The organism is Streptomyces sp. GL_141, from assembly GCF_057834385.1.
On the sequence record NZ_CM174402.1, the window covers coordinates 6,997,527 to 7,023,026 of the forward strand.

The 25,500-nt window shown below is 71.4% G+C and carries 24 protein-coding genes; 18 read left to right on the forward strand and 6 right to left on the reverse strand.

The window, feature by feature from the left end; genetic code table 11:
- The first annotated feature begins 152 nt into the window (after window positions 1-152).
- Together AC3IX6_RS31185 and hisS are read left to right on the forward strand one after the other, a co-directional pair.
- Entirely contained in the window at window positions 153-863 is a 711-nt protein-coding gene (locus AC3IX6_RS31185) for an MBL fold metallo-hydrolase (RefSeq protein ID WP_489366585.1), read from the forward strand.
- A gap of 10 nt (window positions 864-873) precedes the next feature.
- Window positions 874-2,133, forward strand: coding sequence for a histidine--tRNA ligase (gene hisS / locus AC3IX6_RS31190; RefSeq protein WP_489366587.1), 1,260 nt, complete (start codon window positions 874-876; stop codon window positions 2,131-2,133).
- A 138-nt stretch (window positions 2,134-2,271) separates the two neighbouring features.
- Here the strand turns inward: hisS and AC3IX6_RS31195 are convergent, their stop codons facing one another.
- The 4 genes from AC3IX6_RS31195 to AC3IX6_RS31210 all read right to left on the reverse strand — a co-directional run bounded on the left by AC3IX6_RS31195 (window position 2,272) and on the right by AC3IX6_RS31210 (window position 5,882).
- Complete coding sequence (locus AC3IX6_RS31195) at window positions 2,272-2,904, reverse strand: response regulator (protein WP_489366588.1); 633 nt, start codon at window positions 2,902-2,904, stop codon at window positions 2,272-2,274.
- Between the two features lie 13 nt (window positions 2,905-2,917).
- Window positions 2,918-4,156 (reverse strand): sensor histidine kinase, encoded by a 1,239-nt coding sequence (locus AC3IX6_RS31200; RefSeq protein ID WP_489366589.1) that lies wholly within the window; start codon window positions 4,154-4,156, stop codon window positions 2,918-2,920.
- Entirely contained in the window at window positions 4,114-4,887 is a 774-nt protein-coding gene (locus tag AC3IX6_RS31205) for an ABC transporter permease (protein ID WP_489371614.1), read from the reverse strand. The genes AC3IX6_RS31200 and AC3IX6_RS31205 overlap by 43 nt, the downstream gene beginning before the upstream one ends.
- A gap of 116 nt (window positions 4,888-5,003) precedes the next feature.
- Window positions 5,004-5,882, reverse strand: a complete 879-nt coding sequence (locus tag AC3IX6_RS31210; RefSeq protein WP_489366591.1) for an ABC transporter ATP-binding protein — start codon at window positions 5,880-5,882, stop codon at window positions 5,004-5,006.
- 136 nt (window positions 5,883-6,018) lie between these two features.
- Between AC3IX6_RS31210 and AC3IX6_RS31215 the strand changes: the two genes are divergently transcribed.
- From AC3IX6_RS31215 to AC3IX6_RS31225, 3 genes are all read left to right on the forward strand, one after another.
- Window positions 6,019-6,639, forward strand: coding sequence for a vitamin K epoxide reductase family protein (locus AC3IX6_RS31215; protein WP_489366593.1), 621 nt, complete (start codon window positions 6,019-6,021; stop codon window positions 6,637-6,639).
- A 53-nt stretch (window positions 6,640-6,692) separates the two neighbouring features.
- The gene (locus AC3IX6_RS31220) at window positions 6,693-8,048 is read left to right on the forward strand and encodes a replication-associated recombination protein A (RefSeq protein WP_489366595.1); all 1,356 of its coding nucleotides are present in this window, start codon (window positions 6,693-6,695) and stop codon (window positions 8,046-8,048) included.
- Between the two features lie 268 nt (window positions 8,049-8,316).
- Window positions 8,317-9,027 (forward strand): HNH endonuclease family protein, encoded by a 711-nt coding sequence (locus AC3IX6_RS31225; RefSeq protein WP_489366597.1) that lies wholly within the window; start codon window positions 8,317-8,319, stop codon window positions 9,025-9,027.
- A gap of 10 nt (window positions 9,028-9,037) precedes the next feature.
- Here AC3IX6_RS31225 and AC3IX6_RS31230 read toward each other — a convergent pair whose 3' ends face one another.
- The gene (locus AC3IX6_RS31230; protein WP_489366599.1) at window positions 9,038-9,928 is read right to left on the reverse strand and encodes a DUF2470 domain-containing protein; all 891 of its coding nucleotides are present in this window, start codon (window positions 9,926-9,928) and stop codon (window positions 9,038-9,040) included.
- A gap of 55 nt (window positions 9,929-9,983) precedes the next feature.
- Between AC3IX6_RS31230 and rpsD the strand changes: the two genes are divergently transcribed.
- Window positions 9,984-10,595 (forward strand): 30S ribosomal protein S4, encoded by a 612-nt coding sequence (rpsD, locus tag AC3IX6_RS31235; RefSeq protein ID WP_008740451.1) that lies wholly within the window; start codon window positions 9,984-9,986, stop codon window positions 10,593-10,595.
- A gap of 37 nt (window positions 10,596-10,632) precedes the next feature.
- Here the strand turns inward: rpsD and AC3IX6_RS31240 are convergent, their stop codons facing one another.
- Window positions 10,633-12,909, reverse strand: coding sequence for an ATP-binding protein (locus AC3IX6_RS31240; RefSeq protein WP_489366600.1), 2,277 nt, complete (start codon window positions 12,907-12,909; stop codon window positions 10,633-10,635).
- Window positions 12,910-13,078: 169 nt separating this feature from the next.
- Here AC3IX6_RS31240 and AC3IX6_RS31245 point away from each other — a divergent pair, with 169 nt between their 5' ends.
- From AC3IX6_RS31245 to efp, 12 genes are all read left to right on the forward strand, one after another.
- Window positions 13,079-13,519 (forward strand): DUF948 domain-containing protein, encoded by a 441-nt coding sequence (locus AC3IX6_RS31245; protein ID WP_274547934.1) that lies wholly within the window; start codon window positions 13,079-13,081, stop codon window positions 13,517-13,519.
- 8 nt (window positions 13,520-13,527) lie between these two features.
- Window positions 13,528-13,890, forward strand: coding sequence for a DUF6167 family protein (locus tag AC3IX6_RS31250; RefSeq protein ID WP_489366602.1), 363 nt, complete (start codon window positions 13,528-13,530; stop codon window positions 13,888-13,890).
- A complete protein-coding gene (gene alaS, locus AC3IX6_RS31255; protein ID WP_489366603.1) occupies window positions 13,890-16,559 on the forward strand; it encodes an alanine--tRNA ligase in 2,670 nt (889 codons plus the stop codon). Before AC3IX6_RS31250 ends, alaS begins: the two co-directional genes overlap by 1 nt.
- Window positions 16,560-16,561: 2 nt before the next feature.
- Window positions 16,562-17,032, forward strand: a complete 471-nt coding sequence (gene ruvX, locus AC3IX6_RS31260) for a Holliday junction resolvase RuvX (RefSeq protein WP_243334308.1) — start codon at window positions 16,562-16,564, stop codon at window positions 17,030-17,032.
- A 127-nt stretch (window positions 17,033-17,159) separates the two neighbouring features.
- The gene (mltG, locus tag AC3IX6_RS31265; protein WP_489366605.1) at window positions 17,160-18,905 is read left to right on the forward strand and encodes an endolytic transglycosylase MltG; all 1,746 of its coding nucleotides are present in this window, start codon (window positions 17,160-17,162) and stop codon (window positions 18,903-18,905) included.
- A gap of 6 nt (window positions 18,906-18,911) precedes the next feature.
- Complete coding sequence (locus AC3IX6_RS31270; RefSeq protein WP_489366607.1) at window positions 18,912-19,739, forward strand: shikimate dehydrogenase; 828 nt, start codon at window positions 18,912-18,914, stop codon at window positions 19,737-19,739.
- 180 nt (window positions 19,740-19,919) lie between these two features.
- Entirely contained in the window at window positions 19,920-21,104 is a 1,185-nt protein-coding gene (gene aroC / locus AC3IX6_RS31275) for a chorismate synthase (protein WP_399382164.1), read from the forward strand.
- Window positions 21,105-21,148: 44 nt separating this feature from the next.
- Complete coding sequence (locus AC3IX6_RS31280) at window positions 21,149-21,631, forward strand: shikimate kinase (RefSeq protein ID WP_489371615.1); 483 nt, start codon at window positions 21,149-21,151, stop codon at window positions 21,629-21,631.
- The gene (gene aroB, locus AC3IX6_RS31285; RefSeq protein WP_489366608.1) at window positions 21,628-22,719 is read left to right on the forward strand and encodes a 3-dehydroquinate synthase; all 1,092 of its coding nucleotides are present in this window, start codon (window positions 21,628-21,630) and stop codon (window positions 22,717-22,719) included. Before AC3IX6_RS31280 ends, aroB begins: the two co-directional genes overlap by 4 nt.
- 167 nt (window positions 22,720-22,886) lie before the next feature.
- Window positions 22,887-23,645: an AAA family ATPase gene (locus AC3IX6_RS31290; protein ID WP_489366610.1), complete on the forward strand. Its 759-nt coding sequence runs from the start codon at window positions 22,887-22,889 to the stop codon at window positions 23,643-23,645.
- A gap of 119 nt (window positions 23,646-23,764) precedes the next feature.
- Window positions 23,765-24,874, forward strand: a complete 1,110-nt coding sequence (locus tag AC3IX6_RS31295; RefSeq protein ID WP_489366612.1) for a M24 family metallopeptidase — start codon at window positions 23,765-23,767, stop codon at window positions 24,872-24,874.
- 59 nt (window positions 24,875-24,933) lie between these two features.
- Window positions 24,934-25,500, forward strand: coding sequence for an elongation factor P (gene efp / locus AC3IX6_RS31300; RefSeq protein WP_383953834.1), 567 nt, complete (start codon window positions 24,934-24,936; stop codon window positions 25,498-25,500).

Here is a 25,500-nt window from a genome sequence, read left to right on the forward strand (position 1 = left end):
GGTCGTCTCCTTGTGCGTATCTGGTACCACTGTCCGGGCTGGGTTAGGCCGTACCGTATATGGGTTCGCTGTGTAATGAGCGGCGCCGGTAGGCTCTGAGCAGCAGCATTCCGATCTGCAAGCCTCCCGCCGGACGACGATTGAGGACGAACGTGCTGATTGCCGGATTCCCCGCCGGGGCCTGGGGGACCAACTGTTACGTGGTCGCCCCCGCCGCCGGTGAGGAGTGCGTCATCATCGACCCGGGCCACCAGGCCACCCAGGGTGTCGAAGAGACGCTGAAGAAGCATCGGCTCAAGCCCGTCGCGGTCGTCCTCACCCATGGCCACATCGATCATGTGGCCTCGGTGGTCCCGGTGTGCGGAGCACACGACGTACCGGCCTGGATCCACCCCGAGGACCGCTTCATGATGAGCGACCCGGAGAAGGCGCTGGGCCGTTCCCTCGGAGCCCAGCTCATGGGCGAGCTCACGGTGGGGGAGCCCTCCGACGTCAAGGAACTGACCGACGGAGCGAAGCTCGCCCTCGCGGGCATGGAGCTCACCGTGTCGCACGCCCCCGGACATACCAGGGGGTCGGTGACCTTCGGGATGCCCGAGGCGGCGGACATCCCGCCGCTGCTGTTCTCGGGCGACCTGCTCTTCGCCGGCTCCATCGGGCGTACCGACTTCCCCGGCGGCAGCCACGCCGACATGCTCGAGTCGCTGGCCCGCGTGTGCCTGCCGCTCGACGACGCGACCGTGGTGCTGCCCGGACACAACGAGCACACGACCATTGGCCGTGAGCGAGCCACCAACCCGTACCTGCGGCAGGTGGCCGCCGGCCTGGGAGACGGCTTCACGTCTCCACGACGAGGAATGTGACGAGAGTTTCGTGAGTACTTTTCAGGCCCCCAAGGGCACGTACGACCTGCTGCCGCCCCGCTCCGCCACCTTCCTGGCGGTCCGCGAGGCGATCTCCGCGCCCCTGAAGAACTCCGGCTACGGGTACGTCGAGACCCCCGGCTTCGAGAACGTCGAGCTGTTCTCGCGCGGCGTCGGCGAGTCCACCGACATCGTCAGCAAGGAGATGTACACCCTCACCACGAAGGGCGGCGACCAGCTCGCCCTGCGCCCCGAGGGCACCGCCTCCGTGCTCCGCGCCGCCCTCCAGGGCAACCTGCACAAGCTCGGCGGCCTGCCCGTCAAGCTCTGGTACTCCGGCTCGTACTACCGCTACGAGCGGGCCCAGGCGGGCCGCTACCGCCACTTCTCCCAGGTCGGCGCCGAGGCCATCGGAGCCGAGGACCCGGCCCTGGACGCCGAGCTGATCATCCTGGCCGACCAGGCGTACCGCTCGCTGGGCCTGCGCAACTTCCGCATCCTGCTGAACTCGCTCGGCGACAAGGAGTGCCGCCCGGTGTACCGGGAGGCCCTCCAGGCCTTCCTGCGCGGGCTCGACCTCGACGCGGAGACCGTGCGCCGGGCCGAGATCAACCCGCTGCGCGTGCTCGACGACAAGCGGACCGACGTGCAGAAGCAGCTCGTCGGCGCACCGATGCTGCGCGACTACCTCTGCGACGCCTGCAAGGCGTACCACGAGGAGGTGCGGGCGCTGGTGACGGCGGCCGGGGTCGTCTTCGAGGACGACGAGAAGCTCGTGCGCGGCCTGGACTACTACACCCGCACCACCTTCGAGTTCGTCCACGACGGTCTGGGCTCCCAGTCCGCGGTGGGCGGCGGCGGCCGCTACGACGGCCTCTCCGAGATGATCGGCGGCCCGGCGCTGCCTTCGGTGGGCTGGGCGCTGGGCGTCGACCGTACGGTGCTGGCGCTCGAAGCGGAGGGCGTCGAACTGGACATCCCGTCCGCGACCTCCGTCTTCGCGATCGCCCTGGGCGCGGCGAAGCCGGTGCTGTTCGGTCTGGTGACCGAGCTGCGGCGGGCCGGTGTCGCCGCGGACATCTCCTACGGGGGCAAGGGCCTCAAGGGTGCGATGAAGGACGCGAACCGCAGCGGGGCCCGCTTCGCGGTGGTCGCCGGGGACCGTGACCTCGAAGAGGGCGTGGTCCAGCTGAAGGACATGCAGTCCGGGGAGCAGACGCCGGTGGCCGTCGCCGACGTGGTCGCCACCGTTCAGGCCCGCCTGGCCTGACGTTTGCCGCCTGCTGGGGCGGGGCCGGGGGGAGCCGCTTCGCGGACCTCTCCCCGCCCCGCCCCTTCGCCGTTTCCCGGGGCTCCGCCCCGGACCCCGCGCCTCAAACGCAGGCGAGGCTGAAATGAGCGGCCGCCGTCACAGCAAGCCGTGCCGCATGGCCGTGGTCACCGCCGCCGTGCGGTCGGTGACTTCGAGCTTTCCGAAGATGCGGAGCATGTGGGTCTTGACCGTGGACTCCGCCACGAACAGGCGGCGGCCGATCTCGGCATTGGTCGCGCCCTCCGCGACCAGGCGGAGCACCGCCACTTCCCGGTCGGAGAGCCGCGGCAGCGACGGGCGGGTGCGGAGCCGGTCCACCAGGCGGCCCGCCACCGTCGGGGCGAGGACGGTCTCGCCGCGCACGGCCGCCCGGATCGCGGCCGCCAGTTCCGCCCGCGCCATGTCCTTCAGCAGGTAGCCCGCCGCCCCGGCCTCCACCGCGCGCAGGATGTCCCGGTCCTCCTCGTACGTGGTCAGCACCACCACCCGTACCGGCAGCCGGGCCGCCGTGATGCGGGCGATCGATTCGACTCCGTCGCCGCCCGGCATCCGCAGGTCCATCAGGATCAGGTCCAGGCCGCCTTCGGGGACCAGCCGCGCGGCCAGCGCCTCCGCCTGCGGGCCGTTCGAGGCCTCCGCGACGACCTCCAGGTCCGGTTCGGCGCTGAGCATGCCGCGCAGCCCCTCGCGTACCACCGGGTGGTCGTCGGCCAGCAGGATGCGGATCATGTCGTACGGCTCCTCAGCGGATCGGGAGGGTGACGGTGACGGTGGTGCCGGCCGAGGCGGCGCTGTCGACCGCCGCCGTGCCGCCCACCTCGGCCGCGCGGGCGAACAGGCCCCGCAGGCCGTAGCCCGGTGCGGGGGCCGCCGGGTCGAAGCCCCGGCCGGTGTCCCGGACCGTGAGGGTCAGTTCGGAGCCGCCGTAGGCGAGGGACACCGCGCAGCGCGCCTGCGGTCCGGCGTGCTTGGCGGCGTTCGACAGGGACTCCTGGCAGGACCGCAGGGCCACCACCTCCAGGACCGCGGCCAGCGGCCGGACCTCCCCGGTCACCGAGACGTCCGCCGGCGGATCGTGCCGGGCCGCGAGCCGCCGTACCGCGTCGGGCAGCGAACCGCCGTCGAGGTCCGCGGGCGCGCCGCCCGCCACCAGGGCGCGGGCCTCGGCCAGGTTCTGCCGGGCGGTGACGGCCATCAGCTCCAGATGGTGCCGGGCCCGCTCCGGATCGGTGTCCAGTTCCGACTGCACGGCCTGTACGAGCATCAGCAGACTGGTGAAGCCCTGGGCGAGGGTGTCGTGGATCTCGCGGGACATGCGTTCCCTTTCGGCGTGTGCGCCGCGTTCGGCGGAGAGCCGGGCCACCTCCTCCCGGCTGGCGTCGAGTTCCGCGATGAGGGAGGCCCGGTGCCCGCTCTGCTCGATGATCCGGACGATCCAGGCACCGAAGAAGGCGGAGAAGAGGAAGGTGACGAGCGCACCGAGCGCGCTCGCGAAGACGGTGTGCCCCTCCGGCCGCCACACCAGCGCCCAGCCCGCCACCGGCAGCAGACACAACAGGCCCGCCGCGCCGACCGCGCGCCGCAGGGGCAGCAGCATGAAGCACTGCGGGGCGAGGGCGAAGGTGATCAGCCGGGACTCGCCGGCCAGGGCGGCGGCCGGCAGGAAGAGGGCCAGGGCCACGCCCAGGTAGCGGGCGGAGCGCCGGGACGCGGCGCCGGGCGCCAGCTGGAGCAGCGGGCGTCCGGCGCCGAGGTAGCAGGGGATCAGGAGGGCGAGCAGGGCGACGGCGGTGATCCGGTACGCCGGCCCGGGGGAGTCCGCGCCGAGGACGAAGGCCGCGGTCGCGAGCCACACCACCGCGAAGTAGAGGTCCCACGGCCCGAACGCGCGGTCCCAGACGTGGGACTCGCGCGCTCCGGCCGCCCCGGCGAAGGCGGTCAGCCGTCGCGGTGGTTCTTCCACCTGAAGGTCAGCAGGCACAGCACCAGCCCTCCGAGCACCCAGGCGCCCAGGACCAGGGCGACCCGGCCATACTCCCAGGCGCCGGCCTGTTCGAAAACGGCCGCGGACTCGGGAAGGAACACCCCGCGCAGCCCCTGGCACATCCACTTGAGCGGGAACAGCGCACCGATGTTCAGCAGCCAGTCCGGGATCTGGTGGACCGGGATGAAGACGCCGGAGATGAACTGGAGGATCAGGAACGGCAGGACCACCACCGAGCTGGCGCTCTTGCCGGACTTGGGCAGGCTGCTGATGGCGATGCCGAGCAGGGCGCAGCCGGCCAGACCCAGGACGAAGATCCAGGCGAAGGTCAGCCACTTGGAGGCGGACGTCGGCAGATCGAGGTCGAACAGGGTGGAGCCGACCAGCAGCAGGATCGCGGTCTCGGCGAGGCCGGTGGCCAGCACCATCCACACCTTGCCGAGGAAGTACGCCGCCGGCGGCATCGGGGTCCCGCGCAGCCGGCGCAGCACCTTCTCGTCGCGTTCGACGGCGATGGAGATGCCGAGGGACTGGAAGCTGGTGGACATGATGCCGGCGGCGACCATGCCGGCCGCGTACATCTGGGAGGCGGTGACCCCGCTGCCCTCCATGCCCTCGCTGAAGATCGAGGCGAAGAGCGCGAGGAAGACGATGGGGAAGGCGAAGGTGAAGATCACCGCGTCGCGCTGGCGGACGAACTGCCGGATCTCCAGCACTCCGCGGCCCATGCCGAGGGACCAGGCACCGGGCAGCGCCCCGGCCGCGCTCTTGCCCGTACCTGTGCCTGTGCCTGTGCCTGTGCCTGTGCCCGTGCCTGTGCCCGTGCCCGTACCGGTCTCCGTGCTCATCGGGACTCCTCCTGCCGCGTCGTGTTCCGGTCGAGCTGGCCCGTGAGGCGCAGGTACACGTCCTCCAGGGTGGGGCGGGTGATCCTCAGGTCGGGGACCTCCCCGTCGAAGCGGGCCGCCAGCTCGGCGACCGTACGGGTGGGCGTCTCGGTGGAGCTGCTGCGCGGGCTGCCGTCCCGGTCCGTCCACTCGACGGTGGCGCCGGTTCCGAGACGGGCGCGCAGCGCGGCCGGTTCGCCCTCCGCCACGACCTTGCCGCGGGCGATGACCGCGAGCCGGTCGGCGAGGGCCTCGGCCTCCTCCAGGTAGTGGGTGGTGAGCACGATGGTGGTGCCCGAGTCGGACAGCAGCCGGATCAGGTCCCAGAACTGCCGCCGGGCCGCCGGGTCGAAGCCGGTCGTGGGCTCGTCCAGGAGCAGCAGTTCGGGGTCGCCGATGACCCCGAGCGCCACGTCGAGGCGGCGCCGCTGCCCGCCGGAGAGGCTCTTGATCCGGTGGCCGCGCTTGTCCTCCAGACCGACCAGGGCGATCACCTCCGCCGGATCGCGAGGGGCCGGGTAGTAGCGGGCGAAGTGCTCCACCGTCTCCCGTACCGTCAGTTCGGCGGGCGCCGACTCGTCCTGCCAGACGATGCCGACGCGCGAGCGCCAGGCCCGGCCGGCGGTCGCGGGGTCCGCGCCGAGGACGAGAACCTCGCCGCCGTCCCGCTCCCGGTGCCCCTGGAGTATTTCCACCGTCGTGCTCTTGCCGGCGCCGTTGGGCCCCAGGAGGCCGAAGACCTCGCCCCGCCGGATCGTCAGGTCCAGTCCGTCCACCGCGGTGACTTCGCCGTACTGCTTGCGGAGCCCCCGTACTTCCACCGCGTTCTGTGTCATGTCATCCATGGTGTGGCGGAAGCCCGTCCACCGGTCCCCCCGTGCGTACCTCCTCCTGTCCGTCGAACGGTGGACAGTGGTCGGGTACGGCACAATGGCCCGTGCTTGTTGACCTTGCAGATGTGGAGCGGGCGGGATGACGACACGAGGGACCGATACGGACACCGCCGAGCCGCGGACGGCCGTCGGCGGCAGCCGGGCGCTCGCCCTGCTGCTGGTGATCACGGGAGCCGCGGGACTGCTCGCCGCCTGGGTCATCACGATCGACAAGTTCAAGCTGCTGGAGGACCCGAACTTCACCCCGGGCTGCAGCCTCAACCCGATCGTCTCCTGCGGCAACATCATGAAGAGCGACCAGGCGGCCGTCTTCGGCTTCCCGAACCCGATGCTGGGGCTGGTCACCTACGGCATGGTCGTGTGCGTGGGCATGAGCCTGCTCGCCCGGGCGCGCTTCCCGCGCTGGTACTGGCTCACCCTGAACGCCGGGATGCTCTTCGGCGTCGGCTTCTGCACCTGGCTGATGTACCAGTCGCTCTACACGATCAACTCCCTGTGCCTGTGGTGCTGCCTGGCCTGGGTCGCCACCATCGTCATGTTCTGGTACGTCACCTCGCACAACGTGCGCAACCGCCTGCTGCCCGCCCCGGGCTGGCTGCGCGCCCTCTTCGACGAGTTCACCTGGGTGCTGCCCGTCCTGCACATCGGGATCATCGGCATGCTGATCCTGACCCGCTGGTGGGACTTCTGGACCTCCTGAGCCCGGCCGGCGCTACGGGCGGGAGTGTCGGTGGCCTCGCATAGGCTTCCGGTGTGGAACCAGATCTCTTCACCGCAGCCGCCGAAGACCGCCAGGCGAAGGACCCCTCCAGTTCTCCGCTCGCCGTCCGGATGCGCCCGCGCACCCTGGACGAGGTCGTCGGCCAGCAGCACCTGCTGAAGCCCGGCTCCCCGCTGCGGCGGCTGGTCGGGGACGGGGCGGGCGGTCCCGCCGGCGCCTCCTCGGTGATCCTCTGGGGCCCGCCGGGCATCGGGAAGACCACGCTCGCGTACGTGGTGAGCCAGGCGACGAAGAAGCGGTTCGTCGAGCTGTCCGCGATCACCGCCGGCGTGAAGGAAGTACGGGCCGTCATCGAGGGCGCCAAGCGGGCCGCCGGCGGATACGGCAAGGACACCGTCCTCTTCCTCGACGAGATCCACCGCTTCAGCAAGGCGCAGCAGGACTCCCTGCTGCCCGCCGTGGAGAACCGCTGGGTCACGCTGATCGCCGCGACCACGGAGAACCCGTACTTCTCGATCATCTCCCCGCTGCTGTCGCGCTCGCTGCTGCTGACCCTGGAACCGCTGACGGACGAGGACCTGAGCGCCCTGATGCACCGGGCGCTCACGGAGGAGCGCGGCCTGGGCGGCGCGGTCACCCTGCCGGCGGACGCGGAGGCGCACCTGCTGCGGATCGCCGGCGGCGACGCGCGGCGCGCGCTGACGGCCCTGGAGGCGGGCGCGGGATCGGCGATCGCCAAGGGCGAGCCCGAGATCAGCCTCCAGACGGTGGAGGAGGCCGTCGACCGGGCCGCGGTGAAGTACGACCGGGACGGCGACCAGCACTACGACGTGGCCAGCGCGCTGATCAAGTCGATCCGGGGCTCGGACGTGGACGCGGCGCTGCACTATCTGGCGCGCATGATCGAAGCGGGGGAGGACCCCCGGTTCATCGCGCGCCGGCTGATGATCTCGGCGAGCGAGGACATCGGACTGGCCGACCCGACGGCCCTGCCCCTCGCGGTGGCGGCCGCCCAGGCCGTGGCGATGATCGGCTTCCCGGAGGCCTCGCTCACGCTGTCGCACGTGACGATCGCGCTGGCGCTGGCCCCGAAGTCGAACACCGCGACGACGGCGATCGGCGCGGCGCTGGCCGACGTCAAGGCGGGGCTGGCGGGGTCCGTGCCGACGCACTTGCGTGACGGGCACTACAAGGGGGCGGCCAAGCTGGGGCACGCGGTGGGGTACGTGTACCCGCACGACGTGCCCGGAGCGATTGCTGCGCAGCAGTACGCGCCGGATGCGGTGCACGGGAAGCGGTACTACGAACCGACGCGGTACGGCGCGGAGGCCCGCTACGCGGACGTGGTGGAGAAGGTCCGCGAGCGGCTCCGGGGCGCCGGGTCCTGACCCGCGGCGCCGTTCCCGGGGGCCAGCCCCCGGACCCCCGCTCCTCAAACGCCGGAGGGGCTGAGGGTGGCCTCAAACGCCGGCCGGGCTGGATTTGGCCGGCGTCAGCCGACATGTGACCGCTGGAATATCCAGCCCCTCCGGCGTTGAGGAGCGGGGTCTGGGGCGGAGCCCCAGGGAACGGTGGAAGGGCGGGTAGGGGACGGCCCCGCGCAGCGGCGTCGTGTCGCGGGCGCCGGGCACGAGGGCCGGGCCTAGGCTCCGTCGCATGGGACGTGCCACCGCGTGGATCGCCGCAGGCGCAGCCGTGCTGCTGCTCAGTGGGTGTCACCACGGAGACGGCGAGAGGGCGCAGGCCAGCGCCGCCGCACTCGTCGCCCAGGTCCCCCTCGCGAGCGCCGGGTTCCCGCCCGCCGCGGCCGCCGCCAAGGCCGAGCTGGGCAAGCTCACGGTCGAGTGGGGCAAGAACTGGGAGACGTACAAGCGCGAGAACTTCGGCAGGTACTGGTCCGACGAGACCGACGCCATCGGCGGCCGCAACGGGTGCGACACCCGGGACGACGTCCTGCGCCGGGACCTCCGGGAGCTGCGCGAGGGCGACAGGAACCCCTGCGTCGTGCTCTCCGGAGTGCTGAAGGACCCGTACACGGGGAAGGAGCTCCCCTATTACTACCGCCGCGCCTCGCAGATCCAGACCGACCACGTCGTCGCCCTCGGCGCCGCCTGGCGCGGGGGCGCGTACGCGTGGACCCCGCAGCGGCGCCTGGAGTACGCCAACGACCTGGACGTGCTGCTCGCCGTGGACAAGCAGACGAACTACGACAAGAGCAGCAAGACCGCGGACAAGTGGAAGCCGCCCCAGAAGGGCTACTGGTGCGAGTACGCGCGGCGGTACACCGGGATCAAGGCGAAGTACGGGCTCTCCGTGACCCCGCCGGAGAAGCAGGCGCTCCAGGAGATGCTCGGCACCTGCCCGTAGGCCCCGCGGCCTAGCCGGAGAAGAGCGTGCTCATCGCCCGGCGCAGGCCGCCGACGTCGGTCACCGGCTCCGGAAAGTCGAAGCGGGCGTCGAAGGCGGTGGCGCCGCGGGTGAAGCGCACGCGCAGGCCCAGCCGGTCCAGGGCGAGGGGGACCGCCGTCAGGCCCGCCGTCTCCCGGGTGCCCAGCAGGCCGCACAGGTCACCCATCCGGTCTCCGTGCGAGGAGGCCAGGTGCTGGAGGAGCTCCGTCTCGTGGGCCACCATCGGGTCGGGCTCGGCCGCGGCCAGCAGCTCCGGGTCCACGTGCTCGGCGCCCCACAGGTCGTCCACCGAGATCTCGCCGACCTCCAGGCGCAGCAGCATCCACTCGGGCCGGCCGGCGGACGGTGCGTCGAGCGATTCGGTCAGCCCGAGGAGCTCTCCGACCGGGTGCCGCTCCGCCAGCAGCGCCGCGCAGGCCGCCCGGTCGGCGGCCCCGCGCACCGGGGTGAGCCACCCGGCGAGCCACGCTCGGCCTCGGATACGATGGGGCACGGACACCGGCGCCACATCCGTGATCTCGATCACGGCCGTGAGGTCGTCGTCCTGGGCGTGAGCGGCTGCCCTGGCAGCCGCGGATTCCCCTGATACCAGGAGAATCACGTCCCCGTCCGGGGTGACGGTCCTAGCGGCCGGCATCCCTGTCCCGAGCTCCTCCCGGTCATAAGCACCCGGGAGCGTGAGGGATACTGAGGCGTTGGACTCTACGAGGGTTCGTACGCGTTCGGCTCCGGTGAGCTGCCGAACGCCTTCCCTGGGACGCGGCTGACCTTGCTTATCGTCGCCGAAAGCAGATCCTGTTTCGTTTGGATCTGAACTTCGGTGCGCACTGGGCAGGGGGATCCCATGTGGTCGAGACATTACGTCCTCCTCGCTAAGGTAAGCCTCACCTAACTTACATGGAGGTAGGTTCCACGTGAACCAGAAGCGACCCAAGGTCAAGAAGTCGCGTGCCCTCGGCATTGCGCTGACCCCGAAGGCCGTCAAGTACTTCGAGGCCCGCCCCTACCCGCCGGGCGAGCACGGCCGTGGCCGCAAGCAGAACTCGGACTACAAGGTTCGTCTGCTGGAGAAGCAGCGTCTGCGCGCTCAGTACGACATCTCTGAGCGTCAGATGGCCCGCGCGTACGACCGCGCCAAGAAGGCCGAAGGCAAGACGGGCGAGGCGCTGGTCGTCGAGCTCGAGCGTCGCCTCGACGCCCTGGTCCTGCGTTCGGGCATCGCCCGCACCATCTACCAGGCTCGCCAGATGGTCGTTCACGGCCACATCGAGGTCAACGGCGACAAGGTCGACAAGCCGTCGTTCCGCGTCCGTCCGGACGACGTCATCACGGTGCGCGAGCGCAGCCGCGAGAAGGTTCCGTTCCAGGTTGCCCGTGAGGGTGGCTACGCAGGCGAGGGCGAGACCCCCCGTTACCTGCAGGTCAACCTGAAGGCCCTGGCCTTCCGCCTGGACCGCGACCCGAACCGCAAGGAAATCCCGGTCATCTGCGACGAGCAGCTCGTCGTCGAGTACTACGCCCGCTGATCGAGCAACACCAGCGGACGTAGCCTCACAGGCTGGTTCAGCCCGCCGGTTCCCCTTCGGGGGAGCCGGCGGGTTTCCTGCTTTTCGCCCCCGGGCGCGCCATCGGCCGCTCCGCCCGCCCGTCCCCGCCGCGCGGCCTCGGCAGCGGACCCGCCGGTACGGGAGCCGGCTCCGGTCCCCGCAGGGCGCGCTCCACGAGGGCGTCCAGGGGCAGGGTCCGGCCGTGCCGGGCGCAGGACGCGTACCGCTCGGCGCCCAGCAGTTCGCCCGCCCGCTCCTGGCACATCAGCCGCGGGGCGTTGAAGTACCCCGAGCCGAACAGCCGCATCCCCACCCCGTCCCACAGGGGCTCCGCCGCGCCCTGCAGGACCGCCGCCTCCGCCGGATGCCCCTCGGCCACCGTGACCAGCGCCAGCAGCTCCACCGCCAGCACCAGCCCGACCAGATCGCGGAACGTGTGGTTGATGGCCACGCACTCGGCCAGCAGCCGCCGCGCCTCGGCCGTGCCCCCGGCGTCCAGCGCCGCGTACGCCAGGACGTACAGGGCGTACGCCTTGGTCCAGCGCTCCCCGCGCTCCTCGCAGATGTCCCGGACCTCCCGGCACAGGGAGAGCGCACCCGCCAGATCCCCCTGGAAGGCCAGCGCCATCGCCAGCTCCACCTGGCACATCAGCACGTTGCTGTTGAGCTCCCCGGCCTCCCGGTAGCGCTCCAGCGCCGAGCCCAGCAGCTCCCCGGCCCGGGCCATGTCGTCCGAGATCAGGGCCAGGCAGCCCATCCGGTGCACGGCGTACGCGCCCGCCACCGGGTTCTCGCTCCGCGCGGCCCCGTCCCGGCACTCGTACAGCGCGCTCATCGAGGCCACCGAGTCGCCCTGCAGGGCCGCGACGTACCCGAGCACCCACAGCGCCTTCAGCCGGGAGCTCTCGTACTCCACCCCCGTCGAGCCGCTGTGTCCGAGGTCGCCCTCCAGGGTCCGGTCCAGCCAGTGCCGGCCCTCGGTGAGCCGGCCGCAGCCCGCCCAGAAGAACCACAGGGTGCCCGCGAGGTACTGGCCCAGGTGGACCTCCTCCGGCTCGTCCAGGCAGCACTCCAGCGCGAGCCGCAGGTTCGGCAGTTCCGCCTCCACCAGCGCGGCCACCTCCTCCTGGCGCGGACTGAACCAGTCCAGCTCGCACCAGGTCGCCAGCCCCATGTACCAGTCCCGGTGCCGGCGCCGCAGCCGCCGGGCGTCGCCCAGCGACTCCAGCCAGCCCGCCCCGTAGATCCGTACGCTCTCCAGCATCCGGTAGCGGACCCCGGCCGCCGTCTCCTCCCGGACCAGCAGGGACTGCCCCAGCAGTTCCCCGACCAGGTCCAGCACCGAATCCACCGGCAGGTCCGGCCCCGCACACACGTACTCGGCGGCGTCCAGGTCGAACTGCCCGGCGAACACCGAGAGCCGCGCCCACAGCAGCCGCTCCCCGGCCGTGCACAGCTCGTGGCTCCAGCCGATCGCCGTGCGCAGCGCCCGGTGCCGGGGCAGCGCGCCGCGCGAGCCGCCCGTCAGCAGGGCGAAGCGGTCCTCCAGCCGGGACAGCACCTGGTCCGGCGACAGGGTGCGCAGCCGGCCCGCCGCCAGCTCCAGCGCCAGCGGCAGGCCGTCGAGGCGGGCGCACAGCTCGGCCAGCGCCGCCCGGTTGGCCTCCGTCAGGGCGAAGGCCGGATCGGCCGCGGAGGTCCGCTCGATCAGCAGGGCCAGGGACTCCTCCGGATCCAGCGGGGCCAGCGGCCAGGACAGCTCCCCGTCGAGGGTCAGCGGTCGCCGGCCGGCGGCGAGCACGCGCAGGCCGGGGGAGCGGCGCAGCAGGTCCCGTACCAGGTCGGCGGTCTCGTCGACCAGTTGCTCGAAGCCGTCCAGGACCAGCAGCAGCCGCCGCTCGGCCAGGTGTTCGGCAAGGACCGTCCGGGGCGGCCGGGTGGTGTGGTCGGTCAGCCCGAGCGCCTCGGCGAGCGTCAGCTCCAGCAGCGCCGGATCCCGTACGGCGGCCAGCTCGGCCAGCCACACCCCGTCGCAGTAGCGTTCCTGCGCCGCATCGGCGGGGCCGCCCGCGTCGGAAGGGCGGCCGGGACCGGCCGCCGCGTCGGCGGCCGCCCTGGCCGCCGCGAGTACCAGGCGGGTCTTGCCCACGCCGCCCGCACCGGTCACCGTGACCAGGCGCGAGGCGTCCAGCAGCCGCCCCAGCTCGGAAAGTTCCCCGCCCCGCCCGACAAAGCCGCTCAGGTCCGAGGGAAGATTGCCCGGCGTCCTTCGTGGAATGGGTCTTTGTCGCATGGGACACGGAGCGTACTGGTCCGCATGCGCTGCGTACAAGGCGGGTCGACCGCGGACGCCCGGCAGGGGTGGCGCCCCGGATTTCCGGTACTGCGGCGGATCTCCGGCGCGATAGGGTCGGAGGACGACTTTTTCGCTTGGTGATCAATCTGTAGAGAGCGGTGTGAACGTGTCCGGTGGAGAGGTGGCCGGGATCCTCGTGGCCGTCTTCTGGGCCATCCTGGTCTCGTTCCTCGCCGTGGTGCTGGTGAGGCTGGCCCAGGTGCTGAAGGCGACCACGAAGCTGGTGGCCGACGTGACCGAACAGGCCGTCCCGCTGCTCGCGGACGCCTCCACCACCGTCCGCTCCGCCCGCACCCAGCTCGACCGGGTCGACGCCATCGCGAGCGACGTACAGGAAGTCACCTCCAACGCCTCCGCGCTGTCCTCCACCGTGGCGTCCACCTTCGGCGGCCCGCTCGTCAAGGTCGCGGCCTTCGGCTACGGCGTCCGCAAGGCGCTGGGCAAGGGCGGTGCGACCCCGCAGGACGCACCGGCCAAGACCTCCCGACGGACCGTGATCGTCGGCCGTACGGTGCCGGCGGCCCGGCGCCGGAAGCAGAAGGGCTGAGATCTCCGATGTTCCGCCGAGCCTTCTGGTTCACCGCCGGCGCGGCCGCCGGCGTGTGGGCCACCACCAAGGTCAACCGGCAGCTCAAGAAGCTGACGCCGGAGAGCCTCGCCGCCCAGGCCGCCGACAAGGCGATCGAGGCGGGCCACCGCCTCAAGGACTTCGCCCTCGACGTCAAGTCGGGAATGTCGCAGCGCGAGGACGAGCTGAACGACGCACTGGGACTCCACCAGGATCCCGACCTGCCCGGCAACGTCACCGCCCTTCCCGGGCCGCGGCGACTGCGGGCCATCGAGCAGGACCAGAACGACCAGAACTCGTACCGTCCGAACCACTCGGGCGGGACGTACAACCGGAATGAGGACCACTGATGGAGTCGGCTGAAATCCGCCGCCGCTGGCTGAGCTTCTTCGAGGAGCGCGGTCACACCGTTGTCCCTTCGGCGTCGCTCATCGCGGACGACCCGACTCTGCTGCTGGTGCCCGCGGGCATGGTGCCGTTCAAGCCGTACTTCCTCGGCGAGGTCAAGCCGCCCGCGTCCACGCTCACCAGCGTGCAGAAGTGCGTCCGTACGCCGGACATCGAAGAGGTCGGCAAGACCACCCGCCACGGCACGTTCTTCCAGATGTGCGGCAACTTCTCCTTCGGTGACTACTTCAAGGAAGGCGCCATCAAGTACGCCTGGGAGCTGCTCACCAGCTCCGTGGCGGACGGTGGCTACGGCCTGGAGCCCGAGAAGCTCTGGATCACGGTCTACCTCGACGACGACGAGGCCGAGGCCATCTGGCGCGACGTCGTCGGCGTCCCGCAGGAGCGCATCCAGCGTCTGGGCAAGAAGGACAACTTCTGGTCCATGGGCGTCCCGGGCCCCTGTGGTCCCTGCTCGGAGATCAACTACGACCGCGGTCCCGAGTTCGGCGTCGAGGGCGGCCCCGCCGTCAACGACGAGCGCTACGTGGAGATCTGGAACCTGGTCTTCATGCAGTACGAGCGCGGCGCCGGCGACGGGAAGGAAGACTTCCCGATCCTCGGCGACCTGCCGTCGAAGAACATCGACACCGGTCTCGGCCTCGAACGCCTCGCCATGATCCTGCAGGGCGTACAGAACATGTACGAGACCGACACCCTGCGCGTGGTCATGGACAAGGCCACCGAGCTGACCGGCGTGCAGTACGGCGCCGAAAAGGGCACGGACGTCTCGCTGCGCGTGGTCGCCGACCACATCCGCACCTCGACCATGCTCATCGGCGACGGAGTCAGCCCCGGCAACGAGGGCCGCGGCTACGTGCTGCGCCGCATCATGCGCCGCGCCATCCGCAACATGCGCCTCATGGGCGCCACCGGCCCGGTCGTCCAGGACCTGGTCAACGTGGTCATCGAGACGATGGGGCAGCAGTACCCGGAGCTCGTGACCGACCGCAAGCGCATCGAGACCGTCGCGCTCGCCGAAGAGGCCGCCTTCCTCAAGGCCATCAAGGGCGGCACGAACATCCTCGACACCGCCGTGTCCGAGACCAAGGCCGCCGGCGGCACGGTCCTGGCCGGCGACAAGGCGTTCCTGCTCCACGACACCTGGGGCTTCCCGATCGACCTCACCCTGGAGATGGCCGCCGAGCAGGGCCTCGCCGTGGACGAGCCCGGCTTCCGCCGCCTGATGCAGGAGCAGCGGGACCGCGCCAAGGCCGACGCCAAGGCCAAGAAGACCGGCCACGCGGACATGTCCGCCTACCGGGAGATCGCCGACGGCTCCGGCGCCACCGAGTTCACCGGCTACGCCACCAACCAGGGCGAGTCCACCATCGTCGGCCTCCTGGTCAACGGCGTCTCCGCGCCCGCCGCCTCCGAGGGCGACGAGGTCGAGGTCGTCCTGGACCGCACCCCCTTCTACGCCGAAGGCGGCGGCCAGCTCGCCGACCAGGGCCGCATCAAGCTCGACTCGGGCGCCGTCATCGTCGTCCGCGACGTGCAGCAGCCGGTCCCGGGCGTCTCCGTGCACAAGGGCTCCGTCCAGGTCGGCGAGGTGACGGTGGGCGCCTCCGCGTACGCCGCCATCGACATCCAGCGCCGCCGGGCCATCGCCCGCGCCCACTCGGCCACGCACCTGACGCACCAGGCCCTGCGCGACGCGCTCGGCCCGACGGCCGCCCAGGCCGGTTCCGAGAACTCGCCCGGCCGCTTCCGCTTCGACTTCGGCTCGCCGAACGCGGTGCCCGGCTCGGTCCTCACCGACGTCGAGCACAAGATCAACGACGTGCTCTCCCGCGAGCTCGACGTCACCGCCGAGATCATGAGCATCGACGAGGCGAAGAAGCAGGGCGCCATCGCCGAGTTCGGCGAGAAGTACGGCGAGCGCGTGCGCGTCGTGACCATCGGCGACTTCTCCAAGGAGCTGTGCGGCGGCACGCACGTCGGCAACACCAGCCAGCTCGGCCTGGTGAAGCTGCTCGGCGAGTCCTCCATCGGCTCCGGCGTGCGCCGCGTCGAGGCCCTCGTCGGCGTGGACGCGTACAACTTCCTGGCCAAGGAGCACACGGTCGTCGCCCAGCTCCAGGAGCTGGTCAAGGGCCGTCCGGAGGAGCTGCCGGAGAAGATCGCCTCCATGCTCGGCAAGCTGAAGGACGCCGAGAAGGAGATCGAGAAGTTCCGCGCGGAGAAGGTCCTCCAGGCCGCCGCCGGTCTCGCCGCCGGAGCCCAGGACATCCGCGGTGTCGCCCTCGTCGTGGGCACCGTCCCGGACGGCACCGGCGCCGACGACCTGCGCAAGCTGGTCCTCGACGTCCGCGGCCGCATCCAGGGCGACCGCCCGGTGGTCGTGGCCCTGTTCACCACGGCGAACGACCGCCCGCTGACCGTCATCGCCACCAACGAGGCCGCCCGCGAGCGCGGTCTCAAGGCCGGCGAGCTGGTCCGTACGGCCGCCAAGACCCTCGGTGGCGGCGGTGGCGGCAAGCCGGACGTGGCCCAGGGCGGTGGCCAGAACCCGGCCGCCATCCCCGAGGCCATCGCCGCGGTCGAGCGCCTCGTCGTAGAGACGGCCTGACGATGACACTGCGCCGCGGCCGCCGTCTGGCCATCGATGTCGGTGACGCCCGGATCGGGGTCGCCTCGTGCGACCCCGATGGGGTGTTGGCCACACCGGTGGAGACCGTTCCGGGTCGGGACATCCCCTTCGCCCACCGGCGGCTGCGGCAGCTCGTCGCGGAGTACGAGCCCATCGAGGTGGTGGTCGGTCTGCCCCGTTCGCTCAGCGGGCGGGAGGGGCCGGCCGCGGCCAAGTGCCGGGCCTTCGCCACCGAACTCGCCAAGGGCATCAAGCCCGTGACGGTGCGTCTGGTGGACGAGCGGATGACGACGGTCACCGCCGCCCAGGGCCTGCGGGCCTCGGGGAAGAACGCGAAGAAGAGCCGGTCGGTCATCGACCAGGCGGCCGCCGTGGTGATCCTTCAGAACGCTCTGGAGACCGAACGGGTATCAGGTAATCCGCCCGGTGAGTGCGTCGAAGTGGTTGTCTGATCGCGATACGGTAACGTTCCGCGCGATGTGACGGCATTCGAACAGCCGTCGCCCATCAGAAGAGGCGGAACCGTGTGTCGCGGCAGACGGAGTCGCGGCCAACGCCCTGCGGCGCGCTAGGGGATCGATGACTGAGTATGGCCGGGGCCCTGGCCCCGAACCGTGGCACCCCGAGGACCCGCAGTACGGGGACCAGGGGTGGACCGGGCACGAGGCCCAGCAGGGTCAGATGCCCTATGTCGGAGGCCCGCAGCAGTACCAGCAGGAGCCTCAGCCCCAGCAGGCCTACTACCCGCAGCAGCAGGGCCAGTACCCCCAGGCCCAGCAGATGCCGTACCAGCAGCAACAGCAGCAGCAGGTGCCGTATCCCCAGCACCCGCAGCAGCAGCACCAGCAGCAGCACCCCCAGTACCAGCAGAACCAGGAGACGTACGGGGGCCAGGGCCAGGTCTGGGACACCGGGCAGGGTCAGTACGCCCCGGTCCCGCAGGCCGCCGACCCGTACGCGGGCGCGGATCCGTACGCGCAGCAGCAGACGAGCGGCTACCCCGGCGAGGCCCCCGACCTCTACGGCACCTCCGAGGCCTTCCCGCCGCCGCGGCCCCCGAGTCAGCGGCACCTCGACACGGAGGAAGACTGGCAGGAGGAGGACTCCAAGGCCGACCAGGCCGCGGACTCCTTCCTCGCGGGCGGAGACGGTGGCGAGGACGACGGTGACGGCGACGACAGCGGGCGCGGCGGGCGCGGCGGCCGCCGGTCGGGCCGCTCCGGCGGCCAGCCGAAGAAGCGCAGCGGCATGGCCTGCCTCATCGCGGCCGTGGTCATCGTCGGTGTGCTCGGCGGTGGCGGCTACTACGGCTACAGCTACCTGAAGGACAAGTTCGGCGCGGCCGAGGACTTCGCGGGCGCCGGCATCGACGAGACCGTCGACGTGGAGATCCCCAAGGGCGCGGGCCTGGGCCAGATGGGCCGCATCCTGAAGGAGAAGGGCGTCGTCGCGAGCGCCCAGGCGTTCGTGGACGCGGCGAGCAGCCGCCCCGAGGGCAAGTCGATCCAGCCCGGCGTCTATCCGCTCAAGAAGAAGATGTCGGCCGCCGCGGCGGTCGAGGTCATGATCGACCCAACCAAGCTCCACGTGCTGACCATCACCGAGGGCATGCGCAACAGCACGGTCTACGACCTGATCGACAAGAAGCTCGAGCAGCCGGCCGGCACCACCAAGGACGTCGCCTTCAAGCAGGCCAAAACCCTCGGCCTGCCGGCCTGGGCGAACAACGACCCGAAGATCATGGACCCCCTTGAGGGCTTCCTGTTCCCGATGCGCTACGACCTGACCAAGGACAACAGCACCCCCGAGGCGCTGCTCAAGCAGATGGTCAAGAACGCCACGGACAAGTACACGGAGCTCGGGGTCGAGGGCAAGGCCAAGGAGCTGGGCCTCGACAACCCGCTCCAGGTGATCACGGTCGCCAGCCTCGTCAACGCCGAGGGCAAGAACCACGACGACTTCCGGAAGATGGCGGAGGTGGTCTACAACCGCCTCAAGAAGACCAACGACGTCACGAACCGGAAGATCGAGTTCGACTCGACGTACAACTACGTCAAGGGCACGAGCGAGATCAACTTCAACGTCAAGGAAGCCAAGGCGTTCGTCCACCCGTACAACACGCACAACGTGGCGGGGCTGCCCCCGGGCCCGATCGGGAACCCCGGCCTGGACGCGCTGAACGGTACGCTCAGCCCGGACCACGGCGGCTGGATGTTCTTCGTGGCGGTCGACGAAAACAAGACGACCTTCACCAAGACCTACGACGAGCACCTCAAGCTCGTGGCCGAGTTCCAGGAACGGCAGAAGCAGAAGAACGGCGGGTAGCAGGACATGTCACGGATACGGGCCGCGGTGCTGGGTTCGCCCATCGAGCACTCCCTCTCGCCGGTGCTGCACCGCGCCGCGTACCAGGAGCTCGGCCTCGGGGAGCGGTCGTACGACCGCTTCGAGATCGACGAGGCCGCGCTCCCCGGTTTCATCGCACAGCTCGGCCCCGAGTGGGCCGGGCTGTCGCTGACCATGCCGCTGAAGCGGGCGATCATCCCGCTGCTCGACGAGATCAGCGACACGGCCGCCTCCGTGGAGACGGTCAACACCGTCGTCTTCACCGAGGACGGCCGCAAGGCCGGTGACAACACCGACATCCCCGGCCTGCTCGCCGCGCTGAGCGAGCAGGGCGTCGGGAAGGTGGAGTCAGCCGCCGTCCTCGGCGCGGGCGCCACCGCCTCCTCGGCGCTCGCCGCGCTGGCCCGGATCTGCACCGGCGAGGTGACCGCGTACGTACGCTCCGAGGCCCGGGCCGCGGAGATGCGCGAATGGGGCGAGCGGCTCGGCGTGGACGTCCGTACGGCCGACTGGTCGCGGGCGGCCGAGGCGCTGGCCGCGCCGCTGGTCATCGCCACCACCCCGGCCGGGGCCACGGACGAGCTGGCCGCCTCCGTGCCCGACTCCGCGGGCACCCTCTTCGACGTCTTGTACGACCCCTGGCCCACGCCCCTGGCCGCGGCCTGGACGGACCGGGGCGGCAAGCTCCTCGGCGGCCTCGACCTCCTGGTCCACCAGGCGGTCCTCCAGGTCGAGCTGATGACCGGCTGCCCCACCGCCCCCCTCGCGGCCATGCGCGCCGCGGGCGAGGCGGCGCTGCGCGCCCGCCACTGAAGGGGACCGGAAACCCTTCCTAGATCCACATCTCGCCCCGGGCAGAGGTGCACCGCCGTCCGATAGCTGGACCGGAGGGCGGTGTACGGGCCCGGACATGGGAGGATCGGGTGAAGGCGGGTCAGGGCCGCGCACCCGATCGCGCCATCGATGAATCAGGCGCGAGCACGAGGAGCATCGTTGAGCAGGTTGCGTTGGCTTACGGCCGGGGAATCGCACGGCCCGGCGCTGGTGGCGACGCTGGAGGGTCTTCCCGCCGGCGTCCCGGTCACCACGGAGCTGGTGGCCGAACACCTGGCCCGGCGCCGGCTCGGCTACGGTCGCGGTGCCCGGATGAAGTTCGAGCAGGACGAGATCACCTTCCTCGGCGGTGTGCGCCACGGCCTGTCCCAGGGCGGCCCGGTCGCCGTGATGATCGGCAACAGCGAGTGGCCCAAGTGGGAGACCGTGATGTCGGCCGACCCGGTCGACCCCTCGCTCCTCAAGGAGACCGGCCGCAACGCCGCGCTGACCCGCCCCCGCCCCGGCCACGCCGACCTCGCGGGCATGCAGAAGTACGGCTTCTCCGAGGCCCGGCCGATCCTGGAGCGCGCCAGCGCCCGTGAGACCGCCGCCCGCGTCGCCCTCGGCGCCGTCGCGCGCTCCTTCATCAAGGAGGTGGCCGGCATCGAGATCGTCTCCCACGTCGTGGAGCTGGCCGCCGCCAAGGCCCCGTACGGCGTCTACCCGACCCCCGCCGACGTCGAGAAGCTCGACGCCGACCCGGTCCGCTGCCTGGACGCGGACGCGTCGAAGCAGATGGTCGCGGAGATCGACCAGGCCCACAAGGACGGCGACACCCTCGGCGGCGTCGTCGAGGTCCTCGCCTACGGCGTGCCCGTCGGCCTCGGCTCGCACGTGCACTGGGACCGCCGCCTCGACGCGCGCCTCGCGGCCGCGCTCATGGGCATCCAGGCCATCAAGGGCGTGGAGGTCGGCGACGGCTTCGACCTGGCCCGCGTGCCCGGCTCCAAGGCGCACGACGAGATCGTCTCCACCCCCGAGGGCCTCAAGCGCACCTCCGGCCGCTCCGGCGGCACCGAGGGCGGTCTGACCACGGGTGAACTGCTGCGCGTGCGCGCCGCGATGAAGCCGATCGCGACCGTGCCGAAGGCCCTCGCGACCGTGGACGTCGCCACCGGCGAGGCCACCGTCGCGCACCACCAGCGTTCCGACGTCTGTGCCGTGCCCGCCGCGGGCATCGTCGCGGAAGCGATGGTGGCTCTGGTGCTGGCCGATGCCGTCGTGGAGAAGTTCGGCGGCGACTCGGTCCCCGAGACCCGCCGCAACGTCCAGTCCTACCTCGACAACCTGCAGATCCGGTGACCGGCGCCCGAGCGACCGGACCCCTGGTGGTCCTCGTCGGCCCCATGGGGTCCGGCAAGTCCACCGTGGGCGAGCTGATCGCCCAGCGGCTCGGAGTCTCCTACCGGGACACCGACGCCGACATCGTCGCGGCCCAGGGCCGGGAGATCTCCGACATCTTCGTCGACGACGGCGAACCGTACTTCCGTGAGCTGGAGCGGGAGGCGGTCGCCGCCGCCGTCGCCGGACACGAGGGAGTCCTCGCCCTCGGCGGTGGCGCCGTCCTCGACGAGAAGACGCGCGAACTGCTCACCGGGCTGCCCGTCGCCTACCTCTCGATGGACGTCGAGGAAGCCGTCAAGCGCGTGGGCCTCGGCGCCGCGCGCCCGCTGCTCGCCGTCAACCCGCGCCGCCAGTGGCGCGAGCTGATGGACGCGCGGCGCCCCCTGTACACCGAAGTCGCGCGCGTCGTGGTGGCCACCGACGCCCGTACCCCCGAAGAGGTCGCCCAGGCGGTCCTCGACGCTCTGGAGTTGAAGAACGCATGACAGACCAGGTGACGCGGATCCAGGTCGGCGCGAGCGCCGGGCACGACGCGTACGAGGTGCTGGTCGGCCGGCAGTTGCTCGGCGAGCTCGGCTCCCTGATCGGTACGAAGGCCCAGCGGGTCGCCATCATCCACCCCGAGGCCCTGGCCTCGACCGGTGAGGCCCTGCGGGACGACCTCGCCGCGCAGGGGTACGAGGCCATCGCCATCCAGGTGCCGAACGCCGAAGAGGCCAAGACGGCCGAGGTGGCGGCGTACTGCTGGAAGGCGCTGGGCCAGTCCGGCTTCACCCGCAGCGACGCCATCGTCGGCGTCGGCGGGGGATCCACCACCGACCTCGCGGGCTTCGTCGCGGCCTCCTGGCTGCGCGGGGTGCGCTGGATCGCCGTCCCGACCACCATCCTGGCGATGGTGGACGCGGCCGTCGGCGGCAAGACCGGCATCAACACCGCCGAGGGCAAGAACCTCGTCGGCGCCTTCCACCCGCCGGCCGGCGTGCTCTGCGACCTGGCGGCGCTGGAGTCGCTGCCGGTCAACGACTACGTCAGCGGTCTCGCCGAGATCGTCAAGGCCGGATTCATCTCCGACCCGGTGATCCTCGACCTGATCGAGGCGGACCCCGAGGCGGCGCGCACGCCCGCCGGCCCGCACACGGCCGAGCTGATCTGCCGCTCCATCCAGGTCAAGGCCGACGTGGTCTCCAGCGACCTCAAGGAGTCGGGCCTGCGGGAGATCCTCAACTACGGGCACACCCTCGCGCACGCCATCGAGAAGAACGAGCGCTACAAGTGGCGCCACGGTGCGGCCGTCTCGATCGGCATGGTCTTCGCCGCCGAACTCGGCCGGCTCGCGGGCCGGCTCGACGACGCGACCGCGGACCGGCACAAGGCCGTCCTCGCCTCGGTGGGGCTGCCGCTGACCTACCGCGGCGACCAGTGGCCCAAGCTGCTGGAAACCATGAAGCTCGACAAGAAGTCCCGGGGCGACCTGCTGCGCTTCATCGTCCTGGACGGGCTGGCGAAGCCGACCGTCCTGGAGGGCCCCGACCCGGCCGTCCTCGTGGCGGCCTTCGGCGAGGTCACTGCCTGAGCCGCTTCGGGCCGGTGCCGGTTCGGATCGGTGCCGGTTCGGGCCGGTGTGAACCGTCCCGAACCGGCCTGAACCGGACCACCTCTTGACCGCGTGACCCGGCGAGCCGCCGTGGTCATATAACGTTCTCGCATCAGTCGTGGTGGAACGAGACGGAGTGGCAGCGGATGCAGCAGGGAGTGGGAGGCGGTGGCTGGGAGCCGCCGGGGAGTCGGCACCCGGCGGCGCCCCCGCAGCCGGGGGTACCGCCCGTGGCGGGCTGGCCCGTGCCTCCCATGCCCTCCGCACCCGCGGCGCCGCTGGCCGCGCCGGGTCCGCCGGACGGGTTCACCGGGCACGTCCCGCTGCCGCCCGCCGCTCCCGGCACCGGCGGAGCCACCCTCGCGGTCCTGCTGATCGGCCCCGCGGGCGCCGGCAAGACCACGGTGGCCCGCCACTGGGCCGGCACCCGGCCCGTCCCCACGGCGCACGTCAGCCTGGACGACGTACGGGAATGGGTGTGCTCGGGCTTCGCGGATCCGCAGGCCGGGTGGAACGACCACTCCGAGGCCCAGTACCGCCTCGCCCGCCGCACCTGCGGCTTCGCCGCCCGCAACTTCCTGGCCAACGGGATCTCGTGCATCCTCGACGACGCCGTGTTCCCGGACCGGCCGGTGGTCGGCCTCGGCGGCTGGAAGCGCCACGTGGGACCCGCGCTGCTGCCCGTCGTCCTGCTGCCCGGCCTGGAGATCGTGCTGGAGCGCAATGCCGCCCGCTCCGGGAACCGCCGCCTCTCCGACGAGGAGGTCGCGCGGATCCACGGCCGCATGGCCGGCTGGTACGGATCCGGGCTGCCGATCATCGACAACTCCCACCTGGACGTCGAGGGCACCGCCCGCGCCCTGGACGAGACCCTGGCCCGGGTCATCTCGCAGCCGGCCTACTGAGCGGCCGGCCCGCCGGATCCCTGCCCGCGGATCCCTGCCCGCGGCGCCCTGCCGGGCCCGGCCCCCGTACGGCTGCGCTCACCAGGCCGGATGCGCGCCGCGCTCGTAGGCTCGGAAACATGTCAGACGTGTACGCGGCCCGCCGGGGCCTGCTTCGCGACCGCTGTGCGGCCGCCGGAAACGCCGCCGCACTCATCACGCGTCCGGCGAACGTCCGTTACCTCTCCGGGGCGTCGCCGCTGGGCGCGGTCCTGCTGGTCGGTCCGGGCGGAGAGGACATGCTGTTCTGCGCCGGGCAGCCCTCCGGGGAGGCCGACGAGGGACGGCTCGACGAGCACCTGCGGCTCTCCGTGCTGGCCGGCCCGGGAGCGGATCCCGCCGTCGCGGCCGCCGACGCGGCCTCCGCCGCCCGGGCCGATTCCCTCGCCGTCGAGGAACACCACCTCACCGTCGGCCGGCACCGCGCCCTGAGCTCGGTGGCTCCGGGGCTGCGCCTCGCTGATCTGGGCACCGCCGTGGAACAGCAGCGCCTCGTCAAGGACGAGGAGGAGATCGCCTGCCTGCGGATCGCCGCCGAGATCGCCGACCAGGCCCTCGGGGAGCTGCTCGAATCGATCCTGGTGGGCCGCACCGAACGGCACCTCGCCCTGGAGCTGGAACGCCGGCTCGTGGACCACGGGGCCGACGGCCCGGCCTTCCCGACCTCCGTCGGCACCGGCCCGCACTCCGGCCGCTCCCGGCACCGGCCCTCGGACAGACGGGTCGAGGAGGGTGATTTCCTCTCCGTCTGCCTCGGCGCGAACTACCGGGGCTACCGCTGCGAGATCGGCCGCACCTTCGTGATCGGCACGACCCCCGCCGACTGGCAGATCGAGCTGTACGACCTGGTCTTCGCCGCCCAGCGGGCGGGCCGGGAGGCCCTGCTGCCCGGGGCCGCGTACCGCGATGTGGATCACGCGGCCCGCTCCGTACTCGACTCCGCAGGTCACGGCGAGGCCCTCGCGGCGTGGACCGGACACGGAGTCGGTCTCGAAATCGACGAGGACCCGCAGCTTGCACCTACGGCCATGGGTAAACTGGACGCTTGCGTGCCGGTCACCGTCGAACCGGGGGTTCACCTCCCTGGCCGGGGTGGTGTCCGGATCGATGACACGCTCGTCGTACGCCCCGAGGCGGACGGCGGTCCCGAGCTACTCACCATTACGACCAAGGAGCTGCTCGCGCTCTAGCCCGCCCCGGCGGACTGTGCGCGCACCCGTGGTCTTCCAGTGCAGGAGAATTCCAAACCGTGGCTTCCACGAACGACCTCAAGAACGGCATGGTGCTCAAGCTCGACGGTGGCCAGCTCTGGTCCGTCGTCGAGTTCCAGCACGTCAAGCCCGGCAAGGGCCCGGCCTTCGTGCGCACCAAGCTCAAGCACGTGCTCTCCGGCAAGGTCGTCGACAAGACGTTCAACGCCGGCACGAAGGTCGAGACGGCCACCATCGACCGCCGTGACATGCAGTTCTCGTACATGGACGGCGAGTACTTCGTCTTCATGGACATGAACACCTTCGACCAGCTGATGGTCGACCGCAAGGTCGTCGGCGACGCCGCCAACTTCCTCATCGAGGGCTTCACCGCCTCCGTCGCCCAGAACGAGGGCGCGGTGCTCTACGTCGAGCTGCCGACCTCCGTCGAGCTGGTCATCGAGCACACCGACCCGGGTGTCCAGGGCGACCGCTCCACCGGTGGTACCAAGCCCGCGAAGCTGGAGACCGGCTACGAGATGCAGGTCCCGCTCTTCGTCAACACCGGCGAGAAGGTCAAGGTCGACACCCGCAACGGCGACTACCTCGGCCGGGTGAGCAGCTAA

What these genes read in the sequence shown, in the direction of transcription:
- AC3IX6_RS31195 (WP_489366588.1), bottom strand. Translation starts at nt 2,904, where the DNA reads ATGATCCGCATCCTGCTGGCCGACGACCACCCGGTGGTACGCGAGGGG.
- AC3IX6_RS31205 (WP_489371614.1), bottom strand. Translation starts at nt 4,887, where the DNA reads ATGGGCCGCGGAGTGCTGGAGATCCGGCAGTTCGTCCGCCAGCGCGAC.
- AC3IX6_RS31210 (WP_489366591.1), bottom strand. Translation starts at nt 5,882, where the DNA reads ATGACACAGAACGCGGTGGAAGTACGGGGGCTCCGCAAGCAGTACGGC.
- AC3IX6_RS31215 (WP_489366593.1), top strand. Translation starts at nt 6,019, where the DNA reads ATGACGACACGAGGGACCGATACGGACACCGCCGAGCCGCGGACGGCC.
- AC3IX6_RS31225 (WP_489366597.1), top strand. Translation starts at nt 8,317, where the DNA reads ATGGGACGTGCCACCGCGTGGATCGCCGCAGGCGCAGCCGTGCTGCTG.
- AC3IX6_RS31230 (WP_489366599.1), bottom strand. Translation starts at nt 9,928, where the DNA reads ATGTCTCGACCACATGGGATCCCCCTGCCCAGTGCGCACCGAAGTTCA.
- AC3IX6_RS31240 (WP_489366600.1), bottom strand. Translation starts at nt 12,909, where the DNA reads ATGCGACAAAGACCCATTCCACGAAGGACGCCGGGCAATCTTCCCTCG.
- AC3IX6_RS31250 (WP_489366602.1), top strand. Translation starts at nt 13,528, where the DNA reads ATGTTCCGCCGAGCCTTCTGGTTCACCGCCGGCGCGGCCGCCGGCGTG.
- alaS (WP_489366603.1), top strand. Translation starts at nt 13,890, where the DNA reads ATGGAGTCGGCTGAAATCCGCCGCCGCTGGCTGAGCTTCTTCGAGGAG.
- ruvX (WP_243334308.1), top strand. Translation starts at nt 16,562, where the DNA reads ATGACACTGCGCCGCGGCCGCCGTCTGGCCATCGATGTCGGTGACGCC.
- mltG (WP_489366605.1), top strand. Translation starts at nt 17,160, where the DNA reads ATGACTGAGTATGGCCGGGGCCCTGGCCCCGAACCGTGGCACCCCGAG.
- AC3IX6_RS31270 (WP_489366607.1), top strand. Translation starts at nt 18,912, where the DNA reads ATGTCACGGATACGGGCCGCGGTGCTGGGTTCGCCCATCGAGCACTCC.
- AC3IX6_RS31280 (WP_489371615.1), top strand. Translation starts at nt 21,149, where the DNA reads ATGGGGTCCGGCAAGTCCACCGTGGGCGAGCTGATCGCCCAGCGGCTC.
- aroB (WP_489366608.1), top strand. Translation starts at nt 21,628, where the DNA reads ATGACAGACCAGGTGACGCGGATCCAGGTCGGCGCGAGCGCCGGGCAC.
- AC3IX6_RS31290 (WP_489366610.1), top strand. Translation starts at nt 22,887, where the DNA reads ATGCAGCAGGGAGTGGGAGGCGGTGGCTGGGAGCCGCCGGGGAGTCGG.
- AC3IX6_RS31295 (WP_489366612.1), top strand. Translation starts at nt 23,765, where the DNA reads ATGTCAGACGTGTACGCGGCCCGCCGGGGCCTGCTTCGCGACCGCTGT.